At 65.2% G+C, this 21,856-nt stretch carries 19 protein-coding genes; 14 read left to right on the forward strand and 5 right to left on the reverse strand.

From position 1 onward, the window contains the following. Positions 1-10 precede the first annotated feature (10 nt). The gene (locus DESFRDRAFT_RS15255; protein ID WP_005995381.1) at positions 11-1,306 is read left to right on the forward strand and encodes an Nramp family divalent metal transporter; all 1,296 of its coding nucleotides are present in this window, start codon (positions 11-13) and stop codon (positions 1,304-1,306) included. A 189-nt stretch (positions 1,307-1,495) separates the two neighbouring features. On the opposite strand, the gene DESFRDRAFT_RS15260 is transcribed toward DESFRDRAFT_RS15255, so the two are convergent. The 3 genes from DESFRDRAFT_RS15260 to DESFRDRAFT_RS15270 form a co-directional block, all read right to left on the reverse strand. Further along, on the reverse strand, positions 1,496-2,086 hold the full coding sequence (locus tag DESFRDRAFT_RS15260; protein WP_005995382.1) for a chemotaxis protein CheC: 591 nt from the start codon (positions 2,084-2,086) through the stop codon (positions 1,496-1,498). 127 nt (positions 2,087-2,213) lie between these two features. After that, entirely contained in the window at positions 2,214-2,570 is a 357-nt protein-coding gene (locus DESFRDRAFT_RS15265; RefSeq protein ID WP_005995383.1) for a response regulator, read from the reverse strand. 76 nt (positions 2,571-2,646) lie between these two features. Continuing rightward, complete coding sequence (locus tag DESFRDRAFT_RS15270) at positions 2,647-6,183, reverse strand: PAS domain S-box protein (RefSeq protein WP_005995385.1); 3,537 nt, start codon at positions 6,181-6,183, stop codon at positions 2,647-2,649. A 197-nt stretch (positions 6,184-6,380) separates the two neighbouring features. Here DESFRDRAFT_RS15270 and DESFRDRAFT_RS15275 point away from each other — a divergent pair, with 197 nt between their 5' ends. Continuing rightward, positions 6,381-7,235 carry a substrate-binding domain-containing protein gene (locus DESFRDRAFT_RS15275; RefSeq protein WP_005995387.1) on the forward strand — a complete coding sequence of 285 codons (855 nt, stop codon included), beginning with the start codon at positions 6,381-6,383 and terminating at the stop codon, positions 7,233-7,235. A gap of 536 nt (positions 7,236-7,771) precedes the next feature. Here the strand turns inward: DESFRDRAFT_RS15275 and DESFRDRAFT_RS15280 are convergent. Continuing rightward, positions 7,772-10,234: a sensor domain-containing protein gene (locus DESFRDRAFT_RS15280; RefSeq protein WP_005995388.1), complete on the reverse strand. Its 2,463-nt coding sequence runs from the start codon at positions 10,232-10,234 to the stop codon at positions 7,772-7,774. 297 nt (positions 10,235-10,531) lie between these two features. Here DESFRDRAFT_RS15280 and DESFRDRAFT_RS15285 point away from each other — a divergent pair, with 297 nt between their 5' ends. The 12 genes from DESFRDRAFT_RS15285 (at position 10,532) to DESFRDRAFT_RS15340 (ending at position 20,706) form a co-directional block, all read left to right on the forward strand. Next, positions 10,532-10,876 (forward strand): SH3 domain-containing protein, encoded by a 345-nt coding sequence (locus DESFRDRAFT_RS15285; protein WP_005995389.1) that lies wholly within the window; start codon positions 10,532-10,534, stop codon positions 10,874-10,876. A 184-nt stretch (positions 10,877-11,060) separates the two neighbouring features. Beyond that, positions 11,061-12,767, forward strand: a complete 1,707-nt coding sequence (locus DESFRDRAFT_RS15290) for a glutamine--tRNA ligase/YqeY domain fusion protein (RefSeq protein ID WP_005995390.1) — start codon at positions 11,061-11,063, stop codon at positions 12,765-12,767. A gap of 535 nt (positions 12,768-13,302) precedes the next feature. Then, positions 13,303-13,629, forward strand: a complete 327-nt coding sequence (locus DESFRDRAFT_RS15295; RefSeq protein ID WP_005995391.1) for a hypothetical protein — start codon at positions 13,303-13,305, stop codon at positions 13,627-13,629. A gap of 197 nt (positions 13,630-13,826) precedes the next feature. After that, positions 13,827-14,072 (forward strand): Nif11-like leader peptide family natural product precursor, encoded by a 246-nt coding sequence (locus DESFRDRAFT_RS15300; RefSeq protein ID WP_005995392.1) that lies wholly within the window; start codon positions 13,827-13,829, stop codon positions 14,070-14,072. A 143-nt stretch (positions 14,073-14,215) separates the two neighbouring features. Beyond that, positions 14,216-15,829: a PAS domain-containing protein gene (locus DESFRDRAFT_RS15305; protein ID WP_005995393.1), complete on the forward strand. Its 1,614-nt coding sequence runs from the start codon at positions 14,216-14,218 to the stop codon at positions 15,827-15,829. A gap of 29 nt (positions 15,830-15,858) precedes the next feature. After that, positions 15,859-16,155 (forward strand): DUF883 family protein, encoded by a 297-nt coding sequence (locus DESFRDRAFT_RS15310; protein ID WP_005995394.1) that lies wholly within the window; start codon positions 15,859-15,861, stop codon positions 16,153-16,155. A 1-nt stretch (position 16,156) separates the two neighbouring features. Beyond that, positions 16,157-16,534 carry a phage holin family protein gene (locus tag DESFRDRAFT_RS15315; protein ID WP_005995395.1) on the forward strand — a complete coding sequence of 126 codons (378 nt, stop codon included), beginning with the start codon at positions 16,157-16,159 and terminating at the stop codon, positions 16,532-16,534. Beyond that, a complete protein-coding gene (locus DESFRDRAFT_RS15320; protein WP_005995396.1) occupies positions 16,525-16,716 on the forward strand; it encodes a hypothetical protein in 192 nt (63 codons plus the stop codon). The genes DESFRDRAFT_RS15315 and DESFRDRAFT_RS15320 overlap by 10 nt, the downstream gene beginning before the upstream one ends. Before the next feature lie 44 nt (positions 16,717-16,760). Next, entirely contained in the window at positions 16,761-18,863 is a 2,103-nt protein-coding gene (locus tag DESFRDRAFT_RS15325; protein WP_005995397.1) for a histidine kinase dimerization/phosphoacceptor domain -containing protein, read from the forward strand. An 86-nt stretch (positions 18,864-18,949) separates the two neighbouring features. Beyond that, entirely contained in the window at positions 18,950-19,210 is a 261-nt protein-coding gene (locus DESFRDRAFT_RS15330; protein WP_005995400.1) for a hypothetical protein, read from the forward strand. Next, a complete protein-coding gene (locus tag DESFRDRAFT_RS15335; RefSeq protein ID WP_005995402.1) occupies positions 19,207-19,764 on the forward strand; it encodes an HDIG domain-containing metalloprotein in 558 nt (185 codons plus the stop codon). The genes DESFRDRAFT_RS15330 and DESFRDRAFT_RS15335 overlap by 4 nt, the downstream gene beginning before the upstream one ends. A gap of 9 nt (positions 19,765-19,773) precedes the next feature. Continuing rightward, positions 19,774-20,706, forward strand: a complete 933-nt coding sequence (locus tag DESFRDRAFT_RS15340) for a DMT family transporter (RefSeq protein ID WP_005995406.1) — start codon at positions 19,774-19,776, stop codon at positions 20,704-20,706. Positions 20,707-20,720: 14 nt separating this feature from the next. On the opposite strand, the gene DESFRDRAFT_RS20830 is transcribed toward DESFRDRAFT_RS15340, so the two are convergent. After that, positions 20,721-21,206: a hypothetical protein gene (locus tag DESFRDRAFT_RS20830; RefSeq protein ID WP_144005054.1), complete on the reverse strand. Its 486-nt coding sequence runs from the start codon at positions 21,204-21,206 to the stop codon at positions 20,721-20,723. Positions 21,207-21,856: the final 650 nt, after the last annotated feature.

Raw genomic sequence — 21,856 nt, forward strand, 5'->3', positions numbered from 1 at the left:
GATTTGCATCATGACCGCTTCCGATCTCGTTTCGCCGTTCAAAAAGCTTTCTCGACGCAACATATTGATGTTCTTAGCTATTCTTGGGCCTGGCATCATCACGGCCAACGTGGACAACGACGCCGGCGGCATCACCACCTACTCCCTGGCCGGCGCCCAATACGGCTACTCGCTGTTGTGGATGCTCATCCCCACCACCATTTCGCTGGTGGTGGTCCAGGAGATGTGCGCCCGCATGGGCGCGGTCACGGGCAAGGGACTGTCCGACCTCATCCGGGAGTCGTTCGGCCTTCGCACCACGTTTTACATCATGATCGCGCTGTTTCTGACCAACCTCGGCAACACCATCTCGGAGTTCGCCGGCATCGCCGCCGGCATGGAGATTTTCGGCGTCTCCAAGTTCGTCTCCGTGCCCATCGCCGCGGTCCTGGTCTGGCTGCTTATCGTCAAGGGCTCGTACCGCATCGTGGAGCGCGTCTTTCTGGTCGCCTGCGTGATCTACCTGGCCTATCCCCTGGCGGCGCTTTCCGCCGACGTGCCCTGGCTCGAGGTGGCCAAGGCCTCGGTGACGCCGAGCTTCCGGGCCGACGGCGGGTACGTGGCCATGATGATCGGCCTGGTCGGCACGACCATCGCCCCCTGGATGCAGTTCTACCAGCAGGCGGCCGTGGTGGAAAAAGGGATCACCGCCGAGAAATACGGCTACACGCGCCTGGACGTCATTTTCGGCTGCCTGTTCGCCGTGGCCGTGGCGCTTTTCATCGTGGTGGCCTGCGCCGCCTCGATCTTCGGCCAGGGGCTGCCCATCGAGACCGCCGCCGACGCGGCCAAGGCCCTGGAGCCGCTGGTCGGCAAATACGCCTCGGGACTTTTCGCGGTGGGGCTCATCAACGCCTCGCTCTTCGCCGCCGGCGTCCTGCCGCTGTCCACGGCCTACTACATCTGCGAGGCCATGGGCTGGGAGCTCGGCATCGACAAGGATTTTCGCAAGGCTCCGGAATTCTTCTGGCTTTTCACCATCAGCATCGTCATCGGGGCGCTGACCATCCTCCTCCCGGGCATGCCGCTTCTGGCCGTGATGTACGTCTCGCAGGTCATAAACGGCGTGGTGCTGCCCTTCGTGCTCATCCTCATGCTGCTGCTGGTCAACGACAAGCGGCTGATGGGAAAATTCGTCAACGGCCCGGTATTTAACACCGTGGCCTGGGTGACGATGGCCGGGCTCATCGGACTCACGGCGCTGATGACCCTGGACACCATCGTCCCCGGGGCCATCGCTTCCATGGTGAAGCTCGTCACGGGGTAGAAGAGCTGGGGGGAACCCTTTCTGTAGAAAGGGTTCCCCCCAGACCCCCCTCCTAAAGACTTTAACGGGTATGGGCTGTTATTGTCACCACACCTGTCACCGTTAAAGTTTTGGGGAGGGGAGAGCGCGAGAGGGGGACCCTTTTTGAAAAAAGGGTCCCCCTCTCGCATCCTCCCCCCGTCCCTGCCCTCAGGCCGTGCCGGCCAGGGAATCGATGGCGGCGAGCAGGGCGTCGAACGAGGACAGGCTGAAGATGATCAGGACCTCGCCTTCGATGAGGTGGTCCTTGATGCTGAACTGGGTGCAGGCCACGAGGATCATGCTCGACTGCCGGCCAATGATGTCGGTGATGTCGGCCTCGACGAAATCCGGGGGAGCGAAATGGAGCGGCTCCTTGAGAATGTTGGCGATGGAGCCCATGACGCCGTTTAAAACGATGTTGCCCACTTCCTGAAGCGTGCCGCAACGCATGGCCTCGTCACAGCCCATGCCCTCCTTGCCGAGCACCACGGACACGAGCTTGGAGGCGGATTCCGGCGGGAAAACCAAGGCGCTTATCCCCGCGAAACCACCGGAGAACTGAAGTTGCACCACGGAAAAAAGCGTATTCGCCCGGCCGGCGTGCATGGCGGCCAGTTCGGCGGTGGAAACCACCTTGAGCACCGGCACCTGCAACTGGATATGGGTGTTGACCATCTGGTTGAGCATGCCGGCGGCACGCCCGACGCCGATATTGATAAGTTCCTGCAGGATATCGAGTTGCAATGGGGAAAGGGGCATGACCGTTCCGCGCCGTCCCGGCGCTCGTGTTGAGCCCGTAAAAATACAGAAGCATTTTTACAGGGAAATCAATTTGATGAAATGATTCTCTTAAAAGAGCGTGTGCACAGGCTTCAAGAACGCGGCGCTACTGAAGCAACGCGCCGAGGGCGCGCGTCAGGTCCGCGGCGTCCAGCGGCTTGTTGAGAAAGCATTTGGCCCCAAGCTCCAGGCAACGGCTCCGGGTGGTTTCCTGAATGTCCGCCGTGACCACGGCCACGGCGATGTCCGGCAGCTCGCGCGCCAGGATCTCCATGACGGCCATGCCGCCTGGGTCGGGCATGTTGAGGTCGAGCAACAGCGCCTGGGGTCGGTGCTCGCGGGCCAGGCGCAGACATTCCGCGCCGTCCTTGGCCTCGATGACGTCGAATCCGGCCTCCCGGGCGACCTTGGCCGCCTGGAAACGCTGGAACATGGAGTCGTCGGCAATAAGCAATGTCGGCATTTGGGCATCCCATGCCAGCCCCTCTCGGGGCTGCTGATTATCAATTCAGATATAATCTCATCTGCATCAGACGGCGTCAAGATCCGCCGGCTCCGGCCACGTCCGCGAGCGCCCGGCCGAGTCGCGCCAACAGATCGGCAAGCGCCCGCGGCGTCTCTTCCCCGGCGGCCTGTTCCAAGGATACGGCCAGGCGCAGACATTCCCCCGCGCCCATGGTGGCGGCGATGGACTTGAGGGTATGGGCGTGCAGCCGCAAGTTCTCCCTGTCGCCGCCGGCCAGGGCGCGACCGGCCGCCTTCAGGCGTTTTTCGAATTCATCCAGTGAAGCGGCCAGGATCGGGGCGAACATTTCCCGCTCAATGCCCATGCGGCGCAAGGCCCAATCCACGTCCAACACGCCTTTGGGCTGGTCGGGCTCGCGCCCGCAGGGCATGCCCTGCCCGGCCGCCTCGCCCCGGGCCGCCAGCCGGTCGATGATATGGCCAAGCTCCTCCAGATTGACGGGCTTGCCCACATAGTCGTCCATGCCGGCCGCCGCGCAGGCCTCGCGCGCCTCGGACGTGACATGGGCCGTCACGGCGATGATGGGGATGTCCTTGCAGGCGATGGGCGCGTCGTCGGTTCCACCGGCCCGGATGACCCTGGCGGCGGTCAGGCCGTCCATGGACGGCATCTCGACATCCATGAGCACCAGATCGAAACCCCCGGCGGCCAGGAGCGCCAGCGCCGCCTCGCCGGAGGTGGCCACCACGGCCGTGTGTCCGAGCTTATTGAGGTGGATGGACATGAGCTTGATGTTGACCGGATTGTCCTCGGCCACAAGCACCCGCAACGGCCGGCAAGGGGCGGCGATGTCGCTCCCGGGCGGCGTATCGGCCTCCGGCAGGGACGCGCCGGGCACGAAGGCGACGGTGAAGGTGAACAGGCTGCCGCCTCCCGGCGTCGAACGCACGTGGATGTCGCCGCCCATGAGGCGGGCCAGCTCCCGGCTGATGGCCAAGCCCAGGCCCGTGCCGCCGAACCGGCGGGCCGTGGAATTGTCGGCTTGGCGAAAACTCTCGAAAACGGCTTCGCGCATCTCGGCCGGGATGCCGATGCCCGTATCGGCCACCTCCACGCCCAAAAGCGGCAGGCCGCCGGCCCCGGGCATCATCAGGGCGGCCCGCACCGTCACGCCCCCCGCCTCGGTGAACTTGACGGCATTGCCGACGAGGTTGACGAGCACCTGCCGGACCTTGCCCGGATCGCCGCGCACGTTTCGCGGCACGCCGACGTCGATGTCCAGGGTCAGCCACAGGCCCTTGTCCCGGGCCGCGCCGCCGAGGGTCTTGATGACGCGGCGCAGCAGCTCGTGCAGGTCGTAGTCCACCACGTCTACGGTCATCTGGCAGGCCTCTATTTTGGAGAAATCCAGGATGTCGTTGAGGATGTCGAGCAGATGGCGGGCCGAGTCGCGCACCGTGTCGATATAGTCGCGCTGCTCCTCCGACAGCCGCGTGCGCAGCGTCACTTCCGTCAGCCCCAGGATCGCGTTCATGGGCGTGCGGATCTCATGGCTCATGCTGGCCAGAAACCGGCTTTTGGCCTCGTTGGCCCGGTCGGCCTCCTCCTTGGCGGCGCACAAGGCGTCCAGGGTGCGGCGGCGCTCCACGCCAAGGGCCAGTTGTTCGGCCACGGACAACAGCAGCTCGGCATCCTTGCGGCCATAGCGCGTCGCATCGGTGTAATGCAGGACGGCCATGACCCCGAGCACCTCCTGGCGCACCCGGATGGGCACCCCGAGCCAGACCTCGGGCGTACGCCGGGAACAGGTGATGCCGGAGAGCCGCATGCCCCGGCGGGTGACGCGCAGAGGATGGGCCGTGCGCATCACCTCGACAAGCGCGTCGGCCCCCTTGAAGTCGCTGAAATTGTCGCGGGTCAGCGGGGTGACGAGGCTTTTTACGTGCTCCAGGGGCGGAGGCGCGGGCTCGTTGGCGCTGACATGGTACACATATTCCAGGCGGTCGTGCTTCTGGTCGACGAGGGCGATGAAAAATTCGTCGGCGTCGACGACCTCGCCGAGAATGCCATGAATCGTGTGGAAAAGGACCTGCATGTCCTCTTCCGAGGCCACGGCGCTGGAAACGCGATAAAGGATGGAAGTGGTTTTCTCGCTTTCGCGCAGCTCCTCCACGGCCAGCCGGGTTTCGGTCATATCCCTGACGCTGGTCACCACGCAAGGCTTGTCATCCTCCAGCCAGGGGGCGAAATGCACGCTGAGGTAGCGGCGGCCCAGGGCCGGCAGTTCGGTCCATGTCTCGTACATGACCGGCGTGCCTGACAGGCACTTGGCCAGCTGCGGGGCCACGGTCGCCTCGTAGAAGGCATGCCCCAGAAAATCCCCGATCCGGCGTCCCAGGATGTCCTCGCGCTCCCGGCCGAAAGCCCTGACATAAGCGTCGTTGACGAAGAGATACCGCCCGTCCGTATCGACAAGCGCCACCATGTCCGACGAGGCGGCGATGATGCGGACGTAACGGCGCAGGTACTGCCCGGCATTGTCCAGGGCCGTGGCGTCCTGGACGAAGCCTTCGTAATGAAGGATTTCCCCTTCGGAGCCGGTCACGGCCCGCACGTCGCGCCGGGTGGACACCAACGTCCCGTCGCGACGGCGCACGGTCGCCTCGAACCCGCTGACATGGCCATGTTCGGCCAACAGCCGGGTCAGAATCTCCCTTCTCGCCGCATCGTCGTAGATCTGCCGGGCGATATCCTTGACCCGGCGGCGCAGGGCGTCGGGATTGTCGTAGCCGTAAAGCGTGGCCAACGCCTGGTTGGCGTCCAGATAGCCGCCTTCGTGCGTGGAGTGGAACATGCCCAAGGGCGCGCTGTGAAAACTCCCCCGGTAGCGGCGCTCCCGCGCCTCCACCTCGGCCTTCTCCCGGCCCAGGCGCTCCACCATGCGCTCCAGACGGGCGGTGCGCTCCCGCACCCGGCGATCGATCAGCTCTCCCTCGCCGCGCACCAGCCGCTGCAGGCGCAGGGATTCGGAAATGTCGGCCACCACGCCGACGCCGACCCGCCTGCCGCCCCGCTCCTCGGCGAAAAGCTCAAGGGTCAGCGTGCCCTGGCGCATCTCGCCGTCGCGCCGGCGAAAGCGCGACATCAACACCTGACGGTCACTCGGCTTTTCCAGGGCGTCAAACGCGGCCATCACCCGCTCGGCATCCAGCGGAAACAACGCTTCGAAAAAAACGGCCGGCGGCTCCTGGCGCGCGTGCCCGGCCTGGCCAAGCAGACGACGCAGGGACGGCGCGGCCCGGACCAACCCGGAGTCCGGACGCCAGGTGAAAATACCGACCCGGGGCGAGGAACCGGCACACGGGCCGACTTCCGCCTCGGCCCGCCCCTCGCCGGAAAAAAGAAACAACGAAGCCGGCTCCACGCCCAAGGCCTGTTGCAGGGACTCGACGGCGGCAAGCGACGGCGCGGCCGCGCCGCGTTCGATTTTGTTGAGATGTTCCAGGGAAACACCGGACTGTCCGGCCAGCGCGGCCTGGGTCAGGCCGGCCAACCGGCGCAAATGGCGCAGTCTGCGGCCAAAAGCGGTGGCGAATCCGGATCGTTTCATAATGGCGACAAGGGACGGCTCCCTCGCGGAAATGTATACAAACACGTAATCATATTACGTGTAAAGGAGCTTTTTTCCTTTTTTTGACCTTCTATCATTTCCAACATAAATTATTGATTATTAATAGTATTCTTACGAAACGATAGACGCACAAATCACTATTTCATATGTTCTCGAAATCATAAAGGAGGTTCCCCATGCGTACACTGCGTTACCTGGCCTTTGCGTTCTTGCTTTTGATCGCTGCCCGGATCGCCCAGGCCGAGCCGCCCGTCGCGGCCTCCTACGGCCCGGGTCCCAAAGTCTTCACCCTCGCCACCGGCAGCCCCGGCGAACTGGGGCTGCTCAAAATCCTCGGCAACGCCTACTGCGCCAAGGCGGGCTGCCGCCTCGACTGGATCAAGGCCGGCTCCGGCCAATCCCTCGACCTGCTCAAAGCGGGCAAGGTGGACATGATCATGGTCCACGCCCCGGCCGCCGAGAAAAAAGCCGTGGCCGAAGGCTGGGCCGGCTGCCCGACCCTGCTCGGGTCCAACGAATTTTTCATCGTCGGCCCCGCAAGCGACCCGGCCGGCATTGCCAAAGCCAAAACCGCCGCCGACGCCTACCGGGACATCGCCAAAGCCAAAGCCAAATTCTTCTCGCGCGGCGACAACTCCGGCACCCACAAAAAAGAACTCGGCATATGGAAGGACGCCGGCATAGAGCCGGCCGGAGACTGGTACATCGTCACCAAGGACTTCATGACCGCCACCCTCAAACGCGCCAACGACGAGGGCGGCTACTTCATGACCGACAGCAGCACCTGGGTGGCCGAACAAAAAAACATGCCCAAACTCAAGGTGCTCTTCTCCGGCGATAAAAAACTCGTCAACACCTACCACGCCCTGTGCGGCCAAAAAGACGGCAAGCCGACTTCCGACCTGGCCGCCGGATTCATCGCCTTCGTCGCCTCCCCCGAAGGCCAGCACATCATCGGCAACTACGGCAAGAAACAATACGGCGCCGGACTCTACAACGACGCCGCCTACGCCAAGAAATACGTCGACTAGAGGAGCGGAGAGAAGAGAAGAGACGCAGGGGCTCCGCCCCCGCACCCCCGCCGGGGGGCTTGATGCCCCCCGGTCCCCCCTTTACCGGGCTGGTCTGGCGGGTGGTGCTGGAGCGGAGAGGACGGGATGGCCGATGTCGTTCGGCGGCGGACGCCGAACGTTTGTTGCCGCAATCGGCCCGGCGACACGAGGCGCTTCGCGCCTCGACGCCGGACGCGATTGCGGCAACAACCACGCCAGCGGCGAAGCGCCGCATTTTAAGAACAAGAGATTTTTTCTGAATGTCGCCCCCTTGGGGCGACCGGCGTGGTGGAGGCGGAATTTGCTTGGGACGAGCTTGTCGCGCAGCGACACGCACCGTCCCGACAAATTCCGCCTCCATCTTTACCCAACCGACTCCCCGACAACCAATGCCATTCCCGACAAGCCAGAGCCGAGAAGGGGGGTCCGGGGGGCCCGTGGCCCCTCGGCGGTGGGGTGCGGGGGAGGCAGCGCCTCCCCTGCCGGGGGTTCGGGGCGGCGCCCCGGTTCCGCTCTTACCCGTTCCCGCGGATGAGGCGGTGGGCGGCGTCCTTGTCCAGGGGGCGGGAGAACATGAATCCCTGGGCTTTGTCGCAGTCGGCCAGGCGCAGCCGGTCGAGCTGGTCGGGGCATTCCACGCCTTCGGCGACCACGGTCAGCCCCAGGCTACGGGCCAGGGAGATGATGGATTTGACGATTTCCTGGCTTTCGTCGTTGCATTCATGGCCGCTTATAAAGGAGCGGTCGATCTTGAGCTGGTCGATGGGGAGCTGGCGCAGATAGGACAGGGAGGAGTAGCCGGTGCCGAAGTCGTCGATGGCGATTTTGACGCCCAGGTCTTTGAGGCGTTGCAGTTCCCGGGCGGTGACCCGGGCGTCGTGCATGAGCACGGATTCGGTGATCTCGAGCTTGAGGCAGGAAGGGGCCAATCCGGTTTCGGCCAGTACGCCGGCCACGTGTTCGACCAGGCCGTCCTTGACGAACTGGCGGCAGGAGACGTTGACGCTGACGGTGAGATGGGCGGCTTCGGGCATTTCCAGCTGCCAGGCGCGCAGTTGGCGGCAGGCTTCGTCGATGACGTAGCGGCCGAGCGGCACGATGAGCCCGGTCTCCTCGGCCAGGGGGATGAATTTGACCGGCGGCACGAGGCCCCGGCTGGGGTGGTCCCAGCGCACCAGGGCTTCGAACCCCGCGATATCGCCGGTTTTGACGTCCACGATGGGCTGGTAGTGCAGCAGGAGCTGGTTCTGTTCGAGGGCGTTGCGCAAGTCGACTTCGAGGGTGATGGCCTCGAGGATTTCCTGGTGCATTTGCCGGTCGAAGATCATGGACAGCCGGCCCTGTTCCTTGGCCCGGTACATGGCGATATCGGCGTCGCGCAGCACATCCTCGGACGCGGCGTAGTCCCGGGTGTGCAGCACGATGCCGATGCTCGCCCCGGGCGAAACCGTAGTGCCGCACAGACAAAAGGGCTGTTCCACGGTCACGCCGATGCGGTCGACAACGGCCATGACCTCTTTTTTCGACTTGAGCTCCTCCAGAATGACGGCGAATTCGTCGCCGCCGAGCCGGGCCACCGTATCCATGGAGCGCACGCAGCCGGCCAACCGCCGCGCCACTTCCCGCAGGAGCAGGTCCCCGGCGGCATGGCCCATGGTGTCGTTTATCCCCTTGAACTTATTGAGGTCGATCATGAGCACCGCGTACTGGTAGTCGTCGCGGCGTCTCGTGCGCGTCAGCGCCCGTTCCAGGCGGTCGGCGAACAGGCTGCGGTTGGGGAGCCCGGTCAGGGCGTCGTGGAAGGCCTGGTGGGTGATCTGCTCCTCGAAGGCCTTGCGTTCGGAGATGTCCTGGTAAATGTAGACGATGCCCTGGGTCTCGCCGGCGATCCGGATGGGGAAGCCGATCATGGACACGGGGATGAGCCGGCCGTCCTGGTGGCGTCTCGAGGTTTCGCGCACGACCGATTTGCCGGACAGGATGGCGGTGCGGACGTTTTCGCACTCGGTCAGCAGGGGCTCGGGCACGATGAAGGCGCGCATGCCGAAGCCTTTGAGGTCCACTGCCCGAAAGCCGAAAAGGTCTTCGAAGGCCGCGTTGACGTCCACGATGTTGCGATGCATGTCGATCAGCGAAATGGCCTGGGGGGAGTTGGCGAACAGCTGGGAGAAGTAGGCGCGTTGGGCGGCGGCGCTCTCCTCGGCCCGCTTGCGGTCGGTGATGTCGACGACGGTGCCTTCATAGTAGGCCGCTTTGCCGTCCGCCTCGCGCACCACCCGGGCGTTTTCGGAAATCCAGATGACGGCGCCGTCCTTTTTGCGGATCTGGGATTCGAAATCGCGCACCTGGTCGTGGGCGGACAGCTGGCGCACGAAATCGTCGCGCCGGCCCGGATCGACGTAGAGCTGGCTTCCGATGTCGCGAAAATGCTGCGTCATCTCGACCACCGAGACGAAGCCGTAAATGCGGGCCAGGGTCCGGTTGGCCTCCAGATAGCGGCCTTCGGGCGTCGTCTGGAAGATGCCTTCCACGGCGTTTTCGAAAATGGAGCGGTACTTGCGCTCGGCGGCCCGCAGATTTTCCTCGGCCCGACGCCGCGTGGAGATGTCCCGAAAGAGCATGCAGGACACGGGCCGGCCGTCGACGGCCCCCACGGTGAAATTGGAGACGCTGACGTCCACGGCGCCGTTTTCCCCGGCGCTCCAGCGCGTGCAGCGCAAGAGCGCCGCGCCGCACAGATTCCAGGCCCCGCCTTCCGGCTCTTCGGCCCGCGCGTCCATGGGCCGCACCACCTCGCGCAGGTCCAGGCCCACGATCTCGCCCGCCTCCACGCCGAAAAGCGCCTCGAAGGCCGTGTTGACGGCCATGACCATGCCGTCGGCATCCCGCAAGAGCGCGGCGTTGGGGGAGGAAAGAAAGACTCGCTTGAAGGCGTCATCCGGCACGCCTGAGGAAGACAGGGAAGCAACGAAAGACATGGGCACCGCCTCAACAGGAATGCTTTGAGCTTTGCAGGAGGCACCGCGAATTGTCAACGTGTTGAAATATATGGAACATGAATATTAACGCAGCAGATTTCAAAGACTTTTGCGCAATCGCAACTTCGCTTTTTTCACAAAAAGAGTTTGACCACCCCCAAAACTGCGCTATGAACAAGGCAGTCTCGCCGTTCCAGGCTGGAACGGCGACATAGCGCCGTGGCGCGGACCGGCCGCGCCGCGAAAAGCTACGCCAGTCTTATGGCCCGTCGGGAAACGTAAACGAGGAGTTGCATCATGAAAACGCGCATCTTCGGTTTTCTGTTCGGGGTTGCCGTGTTCGCTTTCGCCCTGGCCGCGACCGCCCAGGCCCAATCCATGCAACAGGCCCCGGCCATGTCTTCGCAACAGCAGGCCATCCTGGCCGAGACCTGGACCCTGACCCCGCAACGCTCGGCCCACGCCGGCTTCACCGGGCTGCCGCTTCGCAACTGCGAGGGCCTCTCCTGCGGCGTGCTGGCCAAGATGCCCATCGGCACCCAGGTCGACGTCCTGCTGGACGACCGTGAGGGCTGGGCCCTGGTGCATGTGCCGACCCTGAACATGTACGGCTGGGTCAACACCAACAACATCTTCCAATAATTGACCATCCCGCGCCAAAGCGCGGCCGCTGTCCGCCAACTGGCCCCGATCCCGGCCCCCGGCTCGTCCGGAAGCGTCCGGGACGGGGCCGCCCCATTTGACCGTCCCCGGCTTTTGCCCTATTTTTCGCGCTTCTCGCGGCCGCCCGGCCGCCGCATTCCTTAAGAAGCAACGAGGCACAGCCATGACCGCACGCGACGCGGAAGCCAAGGACGCCGCCGGGGCCGCCCCGGCCCGGGATTTCATCCGCCAGATCATCGACGAGGACATGCGCACCGGCAAATGGGCCGGCCGCGTCCATACCCGCTTTCCGCCGGAGCCCAACGGCTACCTGCACATCGGCCACGCCAAGTCCATCTGCCTGAATTTCGGCTTGGCCAAGGAATTCTCCGGCCAGTGCAACCTGCGCTTCGACGACACCAATCCGGCCAAGGAAGAGGTGGAATACGTCGACTCGATCAAAGCGGACGTGCATTGGCTCGGCTTCGACTGGGAAGACCGGCTGTTCTATGCCTCGGACTACTTCGACCGGCTCTACGCCTTTGCCGAAATGCTGATCGAAAAGGGCCTGGCCTACGTCGACGACCTGTCCCAGGAGGAGATCCGGGCCTACCGGGGCACCCTGACCGAGCCGGGCAAGGACAGCCCGTATCGCGGCCGCACGCCCGAGGAGAACCTCGGCCTGTTCCGCCGCATGCGCGCCGGCGAATTTCCGGACGGGGCCAAGGTGCTGCGGGCGAAAATCGACATGCAAAGCCCCAACGTGGTCCTGCGCGACCCGGTGCTTTACCGCATCAAGCACGTCGCCCACCACCGCACCGGCGACAAGTGGTGCATCTACCCGATGTACGACTACACCCACTGCATTTCCGACGCCCTGGAAGGGGTGACCCATTCCCTGTGCTCGCTGGAGTTCGAGAACAACCGGCCGCTTTACGATTGGGTCCTCGACAACCTGCCCGTGCCCCAGCATCCCCAGCAGATCGAATTCGCGCGCTTAAACCTTTCCTATACGGTCTTAAGCAAGCGCAAACTCATCCAGCTGGTGACGGAAAAGCACGTGACCGGCTGGGACGACCCCCGCCTGCCCACCTTAAGCGGCATCCGCCGCCGGGGCTACACCCCGGAGGCCATCCGCGACTTCTGCGAGCGCATCGGCATCTCCAAGGCCGACAACATGGTGGACATGGCCCTGTTGGAGCACTGCCTGCGCGAGGATTTGAACCGCCGGGCCAAACGGGTCATGGCGGTGCTGCGGCCGCTCAAGGTCGTCATCGAGAACTATCCCGAGGGCCAGGTGGAAACCTTCGACTGCCCCTACCACCCCGAGGACCCGTCCCAGGGTTCGCGGCCGGTGCCGTTTTCCCGGGAAATATACGTCGAGCGCGACGACTTCATGGAGACCCCGGCCAAGAAATGGTTCCGTCTGGCCCCCGGGGCCGAGGTGCGGCTGCGCTACGCCTACTATGTCACCTGCACCGGCGTCATAAAGGACCCGGCCACGGGCGAGGTCGTCGAATTGCGTTGCGCCTACGATCCGGCCACGCGCGGCGGCTGGTCCAACGACGGACGCAAGGTCAAGGGCACGCTGCACTGGGTGTCCGCCGCCCATGCCAAGCCGGCCGAGGTGCGCCTCTACGACCGCCTGTTCACCAAGGAAAATCCGTCCGAGGGCAAGGGCGACTTCAAGGACTGGCTCAATTCCGATTCCCTGGAAGTGATCGAGGACGCCCTGATCGAGCCGGCGCTGGCCGGCGTTACGGCCGGGGAGAACATCCAGTTCGAGCGGCTGGGCTATTTCTGCGCCGACAAGGACGGCACGCCGCAAAAACCGGTCTTCAACCGCTCGGTGGCGCTTCGGGACTCCTGGGCCAAGGCGGCCGGCCGGTAGCGGTCAAAGGATTTGTACGCCCGCGGGCGACGGGGCGGCTGGCCGCGCATGTCCGGGATTTCCCGGCCGCGCGGCCAGCCGCCCCTTTTTTTTCGCCCCGACCGGCCGGTTGCGGGCACAGGCCGTCGCGGCGTCAGGGAAGCGGCCACAAACGAAAAAGGACTTTCGGGTCGCCATCCCGGAAGTCCTTTTTCTAAATTTGCGTTCTTGGAGGAAGGATACTTTTTAATAAGCAAGGATGGGGCCAACCCGCCCATTTCTTCAAAATAAAAAAAATCATCATGGAATAACAAGGTATTGGCAGGAAAGGTGCGGAGAGAATTCCAGGCCGCGGCAGTCGTTTCGGGTACAGAATCCTTGACCGGACCAGCCAACCCCCGGACAGGCGGTACAAGATTTTGTACCCGGCCCCTTTCCGCCGCAACCGGGCGGCCCCCCTTCCCAACGCGCGGTCAAACAGTATAATATGCATGCAGGCGGAGTCCGCGACCAGGACTTGGAAAACCGACGCGGAGCTCCGAAAAGGAAGGAACCCATGAAAACGCTGTTAGCACTCGCTTTGGCCGGACTCACCCTCGGCCTTGCCGGTTGCGCCGCGCGCCCCCTGACCGACTCCGAATTCCGGGGCTTTTGCTACACCTCCATCGGCCGACGCGCCTCCTGCGACACCATTTCCATTTGCAACGAATTCGACACGGACGTGCTCTCGGTCAAACACGCCTCCCGGGAAGCCTGTGTCAAGGCCTGCCAGGACGTCTACAACCGCCTGTACGTCCCCAACGAGTTCGACGGGTGCGTGTCCACGGTGATGATGGCCAACAACTGGTGCGCGAAATACTGCAATACGAACTATCCGAAGTAACCCGGGGCCGCGTTTGCCAAATGCAGACGCCTGGCGCGGCCGTTTGCCCCGGTGAAACGGACCGGCCGGGCGGGCGGGAAGCGGACGTACAACGACAACACAACCCGTTAATATCAAAGAGCTCTTTTCGAGGAGCCGTATGACATGGATTGGCATGGTCATTGCTTCGCCCGCGCCACGTACAGGGAGGAGCAGCCATGTCACTGCAAAGCGCCAAGGAATTCGTCAGCCGGCTCCATGAGGACCAGGATTTTCGCTGGGCTCTTGGGGAATGCAAAAACAAATGGGAGCGCCGCCGCTTCGTCATCCTCAACGGCTACAGCTTTTCGCCGGCCGAACTCGTCTGCGCCACCAGCCCCGGCGGGCACGCCTCCGAGGACCGCACGGCCGTGATCGAGCGGGTGCGCCGCCAGCACGGACACAGCGCCTACGCCTTCATGTAGCCGCGATAGCGGGCCGGGCCGGGCTGCTGCCCGCCGCCCTCCTCGGCCTTCCGGCCCCGGCCGAGGCTGGGACCGACCTTTCCCATACCATCACAGTCGACATCCTGTTCGCCCTGGCCCTTGTCACTGCCCTGGTCCTGGCCTTGTGGCGCAACCGCCTTCTGCGGGCCGAAACCGTCCGCCGCGAAGAAGCCGAACGCGCCCTGCGCGCCCAGCACGACCTGCTCGAAACGGTCTTCGACGCCACAAGCGACGCCATCCTGGTCCTTGACCAGGATTTCCGGGTGCTCACGGCCAACCGCACCGCGGCGGCGCGGTTCGACCGCGACGTCGCCTCCATGCGCGGCCGGGTCATCCTGGACCTGACCGAACCCGCCGTCGCCGCTGCCCGCCGGCGGCACTACACGGAGGCCATGACCACGGGCCGCACCGTCCGCTTCCGGGATATCCGGGGCGGGCGCACCTACGACAGCGTCCTGTACCGCCTGCCGGGCGTGGCCGACGCCCCGGTCCGGCTGGCCATCTACGCCAGGGACGTGACCGAGGAGCTCGAAGCCGAAGCCATGCTGCGGGAAAGCCGCGAGCGGCTGGACAAGATCTTCCACCTCACCCCCGCCGTCATCGCCATCACCACCCAGGCGGACGCGCGCTACATCGACATCAACAAGACCTTCACCGACATGACCGGCTACACCCGGGAGGATGTCATCGGCCGCAGCAACAGATCCCTGGACATCTGGCTGGACCCGAAAGACCGGGAACGGGTGGCCAGGACCATCAAACGCAAGGGCATCGTCCGCAACATGGAGTTGCGGGTGCGGTTCAAGGACGGACGCAAGGCCACCGGCCTGCTCTCCTGCATCCCCCTCGACGCCTACGGCGAGCCCTGCCTCCTCGGCGTCATGATGGACATCACCGAACGCAAGGACATGGAGCGCGAGCTGCGCCAGGCCAAGGAGGCGGCCGAGACGGCGAGCAAAGCCAAAACGCGGTTCCTCTCCGTCATGAGCCACGAGGTCCGCACGCCCATGAACACCATCCTCGGCATGGTGGACGTGCTGCGCGACAGCGGGCTCACCGGCCCGCAGTCCGAATATCTGGCCGCTCTCGAGCAGGCCGCCGAATCGCTTCTGACCCTGCTCGAGGATGTCCTGACCATTTCGCGCCTGGACTCCGGCACCCTGCAATTGCAAACTAGGCCTTACGTCCCGGCCGACCTGGCCCGGCAGGCCGGCGAGGCCTGCGCCCCCCGGGCCGAGGCCAAGGGATTGGCCTTCACCGTGGCCGTCGCACCGGACGTGCCGTCCGAGGCCTGCGGCGATCCCGAAAAAATCTGCCAAGTGCTCGACCATCTCCTCGACAACGCCGTCAAATTCACGGCCACGGGGGAGGTCCGCCTGGAGCTCGCCCGCTCGCTGGAGGGCACTGGCCGGGAGGTCTTGCGCTACAGCGTCATCGACACCGGAGTGGGCATCCCGCCGGACAAACGGCAGGCCGTTTTCATGCCCTTCACCCTGCTCGACGCCTCGACCACGCGGAGCCAGGGCGGCGCCGGGCTGGGACTCGCGCTGTGCGCCTTGCTGGCCACGAGCATGAGCGGCCGCGTGGTCCTGCGCGGCGGGCCGGAGGGAGGCAGCGCCTTCCATTTCCTCCTGCCCGTGGACACCGACGCTTCGTCCCGGGAAGCGGATGCCGCCCCGGACGACGAGGCCCGGGCATGGACAAGCGCGCCCGTTACGGACTACCCTGCAAAATAATGGACAAAGCCCGTGCAAGGAGGAATGCGATGCCAAGGAAACCCGCCTATGCCGACCAGGCCTCCGAGGAATTGCGCGAAATCGTGCGCCACGCCGGGGCGCTCCTCGACGCCACGGCCGACGAGGCCGACGAGCGCATCCAAAAGGCCAGGCAGCGCCTGGAGGAACGCCTCGAAGCCGCCAAAGGCAAATACGCCGACATCGAGGGGCTGCTCGACGAGACCGTGGCCACGGCGGACCGCATGGTGCGCGAAAAACCCTACCACGTCGTGGGCGGCTCCTTTCTGCTGGGGCTGTTCCTCGGCTGGTTCATGAGCAGGAAGTAGCATGGCCTCCGGGCTTGGCCCGCTTGACGAAACCCTTGCCGCCGGGGGCCGGTTGTCCGGCGTCTGCCTGGACATCCTGGCCGACCGGCTGGAACTTCTGGGGCTGGAGGCCAGGGAGGCCAAGGTCCGTCTGGCCCAGTGCCTGATCCTGGCCTGCGCGGGCGCGGCGCTTCTGGTCGTGGGCCTGGGGCTTGTCGGCGTGGCCGTGCTCATCGCCGTGCCGCCGCCATGGCGGGCCTGGGTGGCCGCCGGCATTGCCTTTGTCTGCCTGGCCGCGGGGGCGGGCGCCTTCTGGCGTCTGCGCCGCCGCCTGTCCGGGCTGCCGCGGGTCTTTTCCCAAACCGCCGCCGAGTTGCGAAAGGATCGCGAATGTTTTTAGACGGAGAGTTGCGCAAACTCGAGGCCGAGAAAAGACGGCTGGCCCTTCGCGGCGACATCAACCGGCGGCTCCTGGGACTGGAATGGGGATTGGCCGGAGCGTCCCTGCGGCGCGGCTTCTCCGACCTGACGGCGGGGATGAGGCTGGCCCGTCGCCTGCTGTCTTTTCTTGGCGGGCGCTGACGAGACAAACGAAACCAGCCGGCCGGCGACGCGGGAGACGGCATGTGAAAATCCGCTGGACCCTCTCCATCCGGGGCGGACTCGTTCTCCTGGCCCTTTTGGCCGTGCTGCCGGCACTGGCCCTGCAAGTCTATGACGGGGTCCTGCAGCGCCGCCACCTGATCGACGACGCCACCATGGAGTCGCGGCGTTCGGCGGCCTCCTTCGCCCAGGTCCAGGCCAGCATCACCGACAGCACCCGGCTGCTTCTCACCACCCTGGCCGCCATGCCCGAGGTGCGCCGCCTGGACACCGCCGCCTGCGACGCGCTTTTCGCCTCCCTGCTGCGACAAAACCCCATCTACATCAATATCCTCGTCACCAACCGGCAGGGCGACATCGTCGCCTCCGGCCTGCCCTACGGCCGGGTCAACCTAGCCGACCGCAAGCACTTCCGGGACGCCATGGCCACGGGCCGTTTTTCCGCCGGCGAATACATCGTCAGCCGCACGGGCTTCGACCCCGCCTTCCCCTTCGCCCTGCCCTTCCGCGACAACGCCGGCAACACGGCCGGCGTGCTCATCGCCGCGGTCAAGCTCGCCAGCTACGACAGGGCTTTCGACAAGCTGCTTTTGCCCCCGGGCTCCATGCTCGGCATCACCGACAACAAGGGCGTGCGCCTTTACTACCGGCCCAAAACCACGACAAACCCGCTGGGCCGGCCCATCAAGGCCGAGGTCTGGCGGCGCGTCGCCGAAGGCGGCGAGGAAGGCGCGTTTCCACAAACCGGCACCGACGGCCGCCACCGCTTTTTCGCCTACCAAAAGCTTTCCCTGGAGCCGGGGCAGGCCCCGTACATGACCTTCGTGGTGGGGCTGCCCGCATCCGTGGTGCTGGCCCCGGCCAGAAAAGCCCTGGCCACGAACCTGATTTTGCTGGCCGCGACCGCCTTCCTGGCCCTCGGCGTGGCCTGGTTTTTCGGCGGCGCGGTCATCGCCAGGCGGCTCGACCGGGTCGCCGCCACCGCCGACCGCATCGGACGCGGCGACCTGACCGCCCGCACGGGCCTGCCTTACGGCGCGGGCGGCATCGGCAAGGTGGCCAAGACCCTGGACTCCATGGCGGAGCTGCTCGCCCGACACGAAACGGCCCGCGAAAACGCCCTGGCCGCCCTGCGCCGCAACCAGGAGCGCATGGCCCATATCGCCGCCAGCATGGCCGACTGGATATGGGAAACCGATGCCGACGCCCGCTTCGTCTATGTCAGCGCCAGGGTGCGCCAAGCCATGGGCTACGATCCCGAGGCGCTTCTCGGCAAATCCTTTTTCGATTTCCTGGCCCCCGGCGAAGAGGCGCGGGTCCGGCCGGTCTTCGAGGCGGCCAGGGAGACGGGGGAACCCCTGCGCGAGTGCGTCAACTGGCGCGTGGCCCGGGACGGCCTGCGGCGCTGCATCAGCACGAGCGGCGTCCCCTGGCACGACGAATCCGGCGTATTCAAGGGCTACCGGGGCGTGGACAGGGACGTCACCGCGCGCATGCAGGCCGAACAGGAGCTGCGCGAGTCCCTGGACGAAAAGGACACCCTGCTCAAGGAAATCCACCACCGGGTCAAAAACAACCTCCAGATCATCTCCGGCCTGCTCTACCTCCAGGAAGAGCAGGTCCACGATCCGACGGCCTTGGAGAGCTTCCGCGAAAGCCGCAACCGCATCGCCTCCATGGCCCTCGTCCACGAGGAGCTTTACCGCGCGACCAGCCTGTCGCGCATCCGCCTCGACGACTACATCCGGGAGCTCTTGCCGCGCCTGTTCGGCCATGACCAGAAAACGCCCCGCCTGTCCTTCGATTGCCGCCTCGACCCGGTCGGCGTGCCCATCGAGAAGGCGGTGCCGGCCGGACTTGCCCTCAACGAGCTTTTCACCAACGCCTACAAACACGGCTTCGCCGGGCGCGAGACCGGACTCTTGCTCGTGGAGCTGCGCGAAGAGGAAAAAGACGTGGTCATCAAGGTCCGCGACGACGGCCCCGGCCTGCCCGAGGGCTTCGACCCGGATGCGGGGGCCACTCTCGGCATGCAGCTCATCGCCAACCTGTCCCGGCAGCTCGGCGGAACCGTGGAGGCCGGAAACGACGGCGGCGCGGTCTTCACCCTGCGTTTTCCCAAATGACCGAAAAATGCCTTCCGCGCGCCCTTTGCCGCCGGCCGGCAACATGGTAGGGATACCCACGGGGCGGACGCTCCCCTGGAGGCGTTATGACAGCCGAATGGATCAGACACGACGACAGCACGCACTACATCAACCTCGGCAAGGCCCTGCTCGTGGCCGTCATCCATGAACGCATGGGCGCGCCGGGCTGGAAAATCCAGGTCGGCAAACGCTCGCTCAAGGACAAGATCCCCAACCTCGAGGACGCCAAAAAGGTGGCTCTGGCCTACGCCGAACGCGTGGCCAAGGACATCCGGGCCGACCTCGACGCCCTGCATCCCGCCGAGACGCCAAAGGAATCCTCATGATCGATCGCCCGACGGCCGTGGAATGCATCGCGGCCCAAAATCCCCATCCCGGACTGGTGGCCCACGGCCGCGAAACCGAAGTCGTCATGCGGGCCATGGCGGCCCGGCTCGGGGAAGATCCCGAGCTTTGGGGCATAACCGGCCTGCTCCACGACCTGGACTACCCGCAGACCGCCGCCACCCCCGAACGCCACGGCCTCGCCCTGGCCGAGCTTTTGCCCGAAGGCGCGCTGCCGCCCGAGGCCATGCACGCCATCGCCGCCCACAACGACGAGCACACGGGCGTCGCGCCGCAAACGCCCTTCGACTTCGCCCTGCGGGCATCCGAAAGCGTCACCGGCATCATCTCCGCCGCCGCCCTGGTGCGGCCGGACAAGATGGTCGGCATGAAGCCCAAAAGCATCAAAAAGAAGATGAAGGACAAGGCCTTTGCCGCCAACGTGCGCCGGGCCAACATCCTGGAGTGCGAGAAGGCCGGGGTGCCCCTGGACGAGTTTTTGGCCCTGGCCATCGCCGCCATTGCCGACGTCGCCGCCGAGACCGGACTGGCCTGATCGTTTCCCATGGCCCGTCTCATCTGGCTGGGGGCCATGGCCGCCCTGTTTTTCAGCAGCACCTTCGTGCTCAACCGGGCCATGAGCCTGGAAGGCGGGCACTGGGTGTGGTCGGCCAGCCTGCGCTACGCCTTCATGCTGCCGATCCTCCTGGCCTGGACGCTCGCTTCCGGCGGGCCGAAGGCGCTCAGGGAGGCCTTCGGGCTTTTCGGCCGCAACCCCGTCTTCTGGACCCTGGCCGGCTCCATCGGCTTCGGCGTTTTTTACGCCGGCATCACCCTGGCCGCCGCCTTTTCCCCGGGCTGGGTGGTGGCCACCACCTGGCAGTCCACCATCCTGGCCACGCCGCTGGTGCTGGCCCTTTTGGGTCGCAAGGTGCCGCGCAAGGGCCTGGCCTTCACCGGGCTCATCTTCTGCGGCATCGTGCTGGTCAACCTGGAGCAGGCGCGCGGCGCGACCGACCTGGGGAGGCTTTGGGGCGTGGCCGCCGTGCTGGTCGCGGCCCTGGCCTATCCCCTCGGCAACCAGCTCGTCTGGGAAGCCCGCCACGGCGGCGGCAAACGCATCCCGCGCATCGACCAGCCGGCCCTCGACGCCGGGCGCACGCCCACCCTGCTGCTCACCATCGGCTCGATCCCCTTCTGGCTGATCCTGGTCGCGGTCACCCACCCGCCGGCCCCGTCCCAAGGACAGGTCATCCAGACCGCCCTGGTGGCGCTCTTTGCCGGCGTCATCGCCACTTCGCTGTTCCTGCGGGCCCGCAGCCGGGCCAGGACCGCCTACGAGCTGGCCGCGACAGACGCCACCCAGTCCCTGGAAGTCGTCTTTTCCCTGCTCGGCGAAACCCTGCTTCTGGCCGGCCCCTGGCCCGGCCTCATGGGCGTGGCCGGCATAACCCTTGCCGTCGTCGGGCTGGTGCTCTACGTCTGCCGGCAGGTGTAAGCGAACCGGCTTTTTTACGAAGTCCCGTCGCTTTTCACGCCAAGGCTTTCAAGCAGCAGTTCCGGATAGCTCATCACCCGAATTCTGCCGCTTCCGGCCTGCCGTATGGCCACATTGCAGCCCGAACAGGCGCAGACCATGGCATCGACGCCTTCCTCCAAGGCCATTTCGACAATTTTATCCGGCTTGACCTTGCAGCACAGCGTGCGCGGCAAATCAACCACCCGCAGCTTGTCGACCTTCTCCAGAAATGCGCGGTACCGCTCCCAATCAAGGGCAACCCGCGGCAACTGCCCGGCATAGGAGGTATGACAACCGCCGAAATACGCCACCCGCATCGGCGTCACGGCAAGCGCCCTGGTCGATAATGCATCGAGCAACAGGTCGAGAATGTATTGATTGCTTTCCCGCCTGTCTTCCAGAATGCCCTTGGCCGCATGGGCGCAGCCCGCGCAACAGTAGACGAGCTGTTTTGCCCCTTGGCTTCGGCCAACTCCCAATTGCCCCGCATAAACCTTTGGATCGCGCCGACAACGGCCTGGCGCTCCTCTCCAACGGCCTGATGCAGCAGGGGCAGGCCGCAGCAATACTCCTTGTCCAGCCAGGTGTATTCGACATCGAGCAAGTCAAGTAAGCGGATCACATCACGCACGATATACGGTGTGCTAAACGGCCTGTAACACCCGAACAGCAAGGCGTTCGCCGCCGTGTCCCGGGCCCTTCCAACCCCGCTTGCGGCCAGGGCTTGGGCCCGAAGCACGGGGACCGCCCCGTGGTTGCCGCCGATTTCCCCCTTGCCGTCGTCGGGCTGGTGCTCTACGTCTGCCGGCAGGTTTACAAGGCTTCCGGCGGCCAGGGCGCTGCCCTGGACCCGGCAGGAGAGGCTCCGCCTCTCCTGCACCTCACCGCCGGGGGACTTGATGTCCCCCGGACCCCCTTTTACGCTTTGCCGGGTGGGACTATGGCGGGTAGCGGGAGTCCGGCATTTGTCGCCGCAATCGGCCCGGCGGCACGAGGGGCTTTCGCCCCTCGACGCCGGACGCGATTGCGGCGACAACCACGCCAGCGGCGAAGCGCCGCATTAAAGACGTAGCGGTCAAATTTACCCTAACCCCTTTAAAAGTTTTTTGGGGAGGGTGGGGGGGGCTGG

It is taken from the genome of Solidesulfovibrio fructosivorans JJ], assembly GCF_000179555.1.
Lineage (GTDB): Bacteria > Desulfobacterota > Desulfovibrionia > Desulfovibrionales > Desulfovibrionaceae > Solidesulfovibrio > Solidesulfovibrio fructosivorans.

What these genes read in the sequence shown, in the direction of transcription:
- DESFRDRAFT_RS15265 (WP_005995383.1), bottom strand. Translation starts at nt 2,570, where the DNA reads ATGCCGACATTGCTTATTGCCGACGACTCCATGTTCCAGCGTTTCCAG.
- DESFRDRAFT_RS15320 (WP_005995396.1), top strand. Translation starts at nt 16,525, where the DNA reads ATGTTTTTAGACGGAGAGTTGCGCAAACTCGAGGCCGAGAAAAGACGG.
- DESFRDRAFT_RS15335 (WP_005995402.1), top strand. Translation starts at nt 19,207, where the DNA reads ATGATCGATCGCCCGACGGCCGTGGAATGCATCGCGGCCCAAAATCCC.
- DESFRDRAFT_RS15275 (WP_005995387.1), top strand. Translation starts at nt 6,381, where the DNA reads ATGCGTACACTGCGTTACCTGGCCTTTGCGTTCTTGCTTTTGATCGCT.
- DESFRDRAFT_RS15290 (WP_005995390.1), top strand. Translation starts at nt 11,061, where the DNA reads ATGACCGCACGCGACGCGGAAGCCAAGGACGCCGCCGGGGCCGCCCCG.
- DESFRDRAFT_RS15300 (WP_005995392.1), top strand. Translation starts at nt 13,827, where the DNA reads ATGTCACTGCAAAGCGCCAAGGAATTCGTCAGCCGGCTCCATGAGGAC.
- DESFRDRAFT_RS15295 (WP_005995391.1), top strand. Translation starts at nt 13,303, where the DNA reads ATGAAAACGCTGTTAGCACTCGCTTTGGCCGGACTCACCCTCGGCCTT.
- DESFRDRAFT_RS15315 (WP_005995395.1), top strand. Translation starts at nt 16,157, where the DNA reads ATGGCCTCCGGGCTTGGCCCGCTTGACGAAACCCTTGCCGCCGGGGGC.
- DESFRDRAFT_RS15270 (WP_005995385.1), bottom strand. Translation starts at nt 6,183, where the DNA reads ATGAAACGATCCGGATTCGCCACCGCTTTTGGCCGCAGACTGCGCCAT.
- DESFRDRAFT_RS15280 (WP_005995388.1), bottom strand. Translation starts at nt 10,234, where the DNA reads ATGTCTTTCGTTGCTTCCCTGTCTTCCTCAGGCGTGCCGGATGACGCC.
- DESFRDRAFT_RS15285 (WP_005995389.1), top strand. Translation starts at nt 10,532, where the DNA reads ATGAAAACGCGCATCTTCGGTTTTCTGTTCGGGGTTGCCGTGTTCGCT.
- DESFRDRAFT_RS15255 (WP_005995381.1), top strand. Translation starts at nt 11, where the DNA reads ATGACCGCTTCCGATCTCGTTTCGCCGTTCAAAAAGCTTTCTCGACGC.
- DESFRDRAFT_RS15310 (WP_005995394.1), top strand. Translation starts at nt 15,859, where the DNA reads ATGCCAAGGAAACCCGCCTATGCCGACCAGGCCTCCGAGGAATTGCGC.
- DESFRDRAFT_RS15330 (WP_005995400.1), top strand. Translation starts at nt 18,950, where the DNA reads ATGACAGCCGAATGGATCAGACACGACGACAGCACGCACTACATCAAC.
- DESFRDRAFT_RS15340 (WP_005995406.1), top strand. Translation starts at nt 19,774, where the DNA reads ATGGCCCGTCTCATCTGGCTGGGGGCCATGGCCGCCCTGTTTTTCAGC.
- DESFRDRAFT_RS15260 (WP_005995382.1), bottom strand. Translation starts at nt 2,086, where the DNA reads ATGCCCCTTTCCCCATTGCAACTCGATATCCTGCAGGAACTTATCAAT.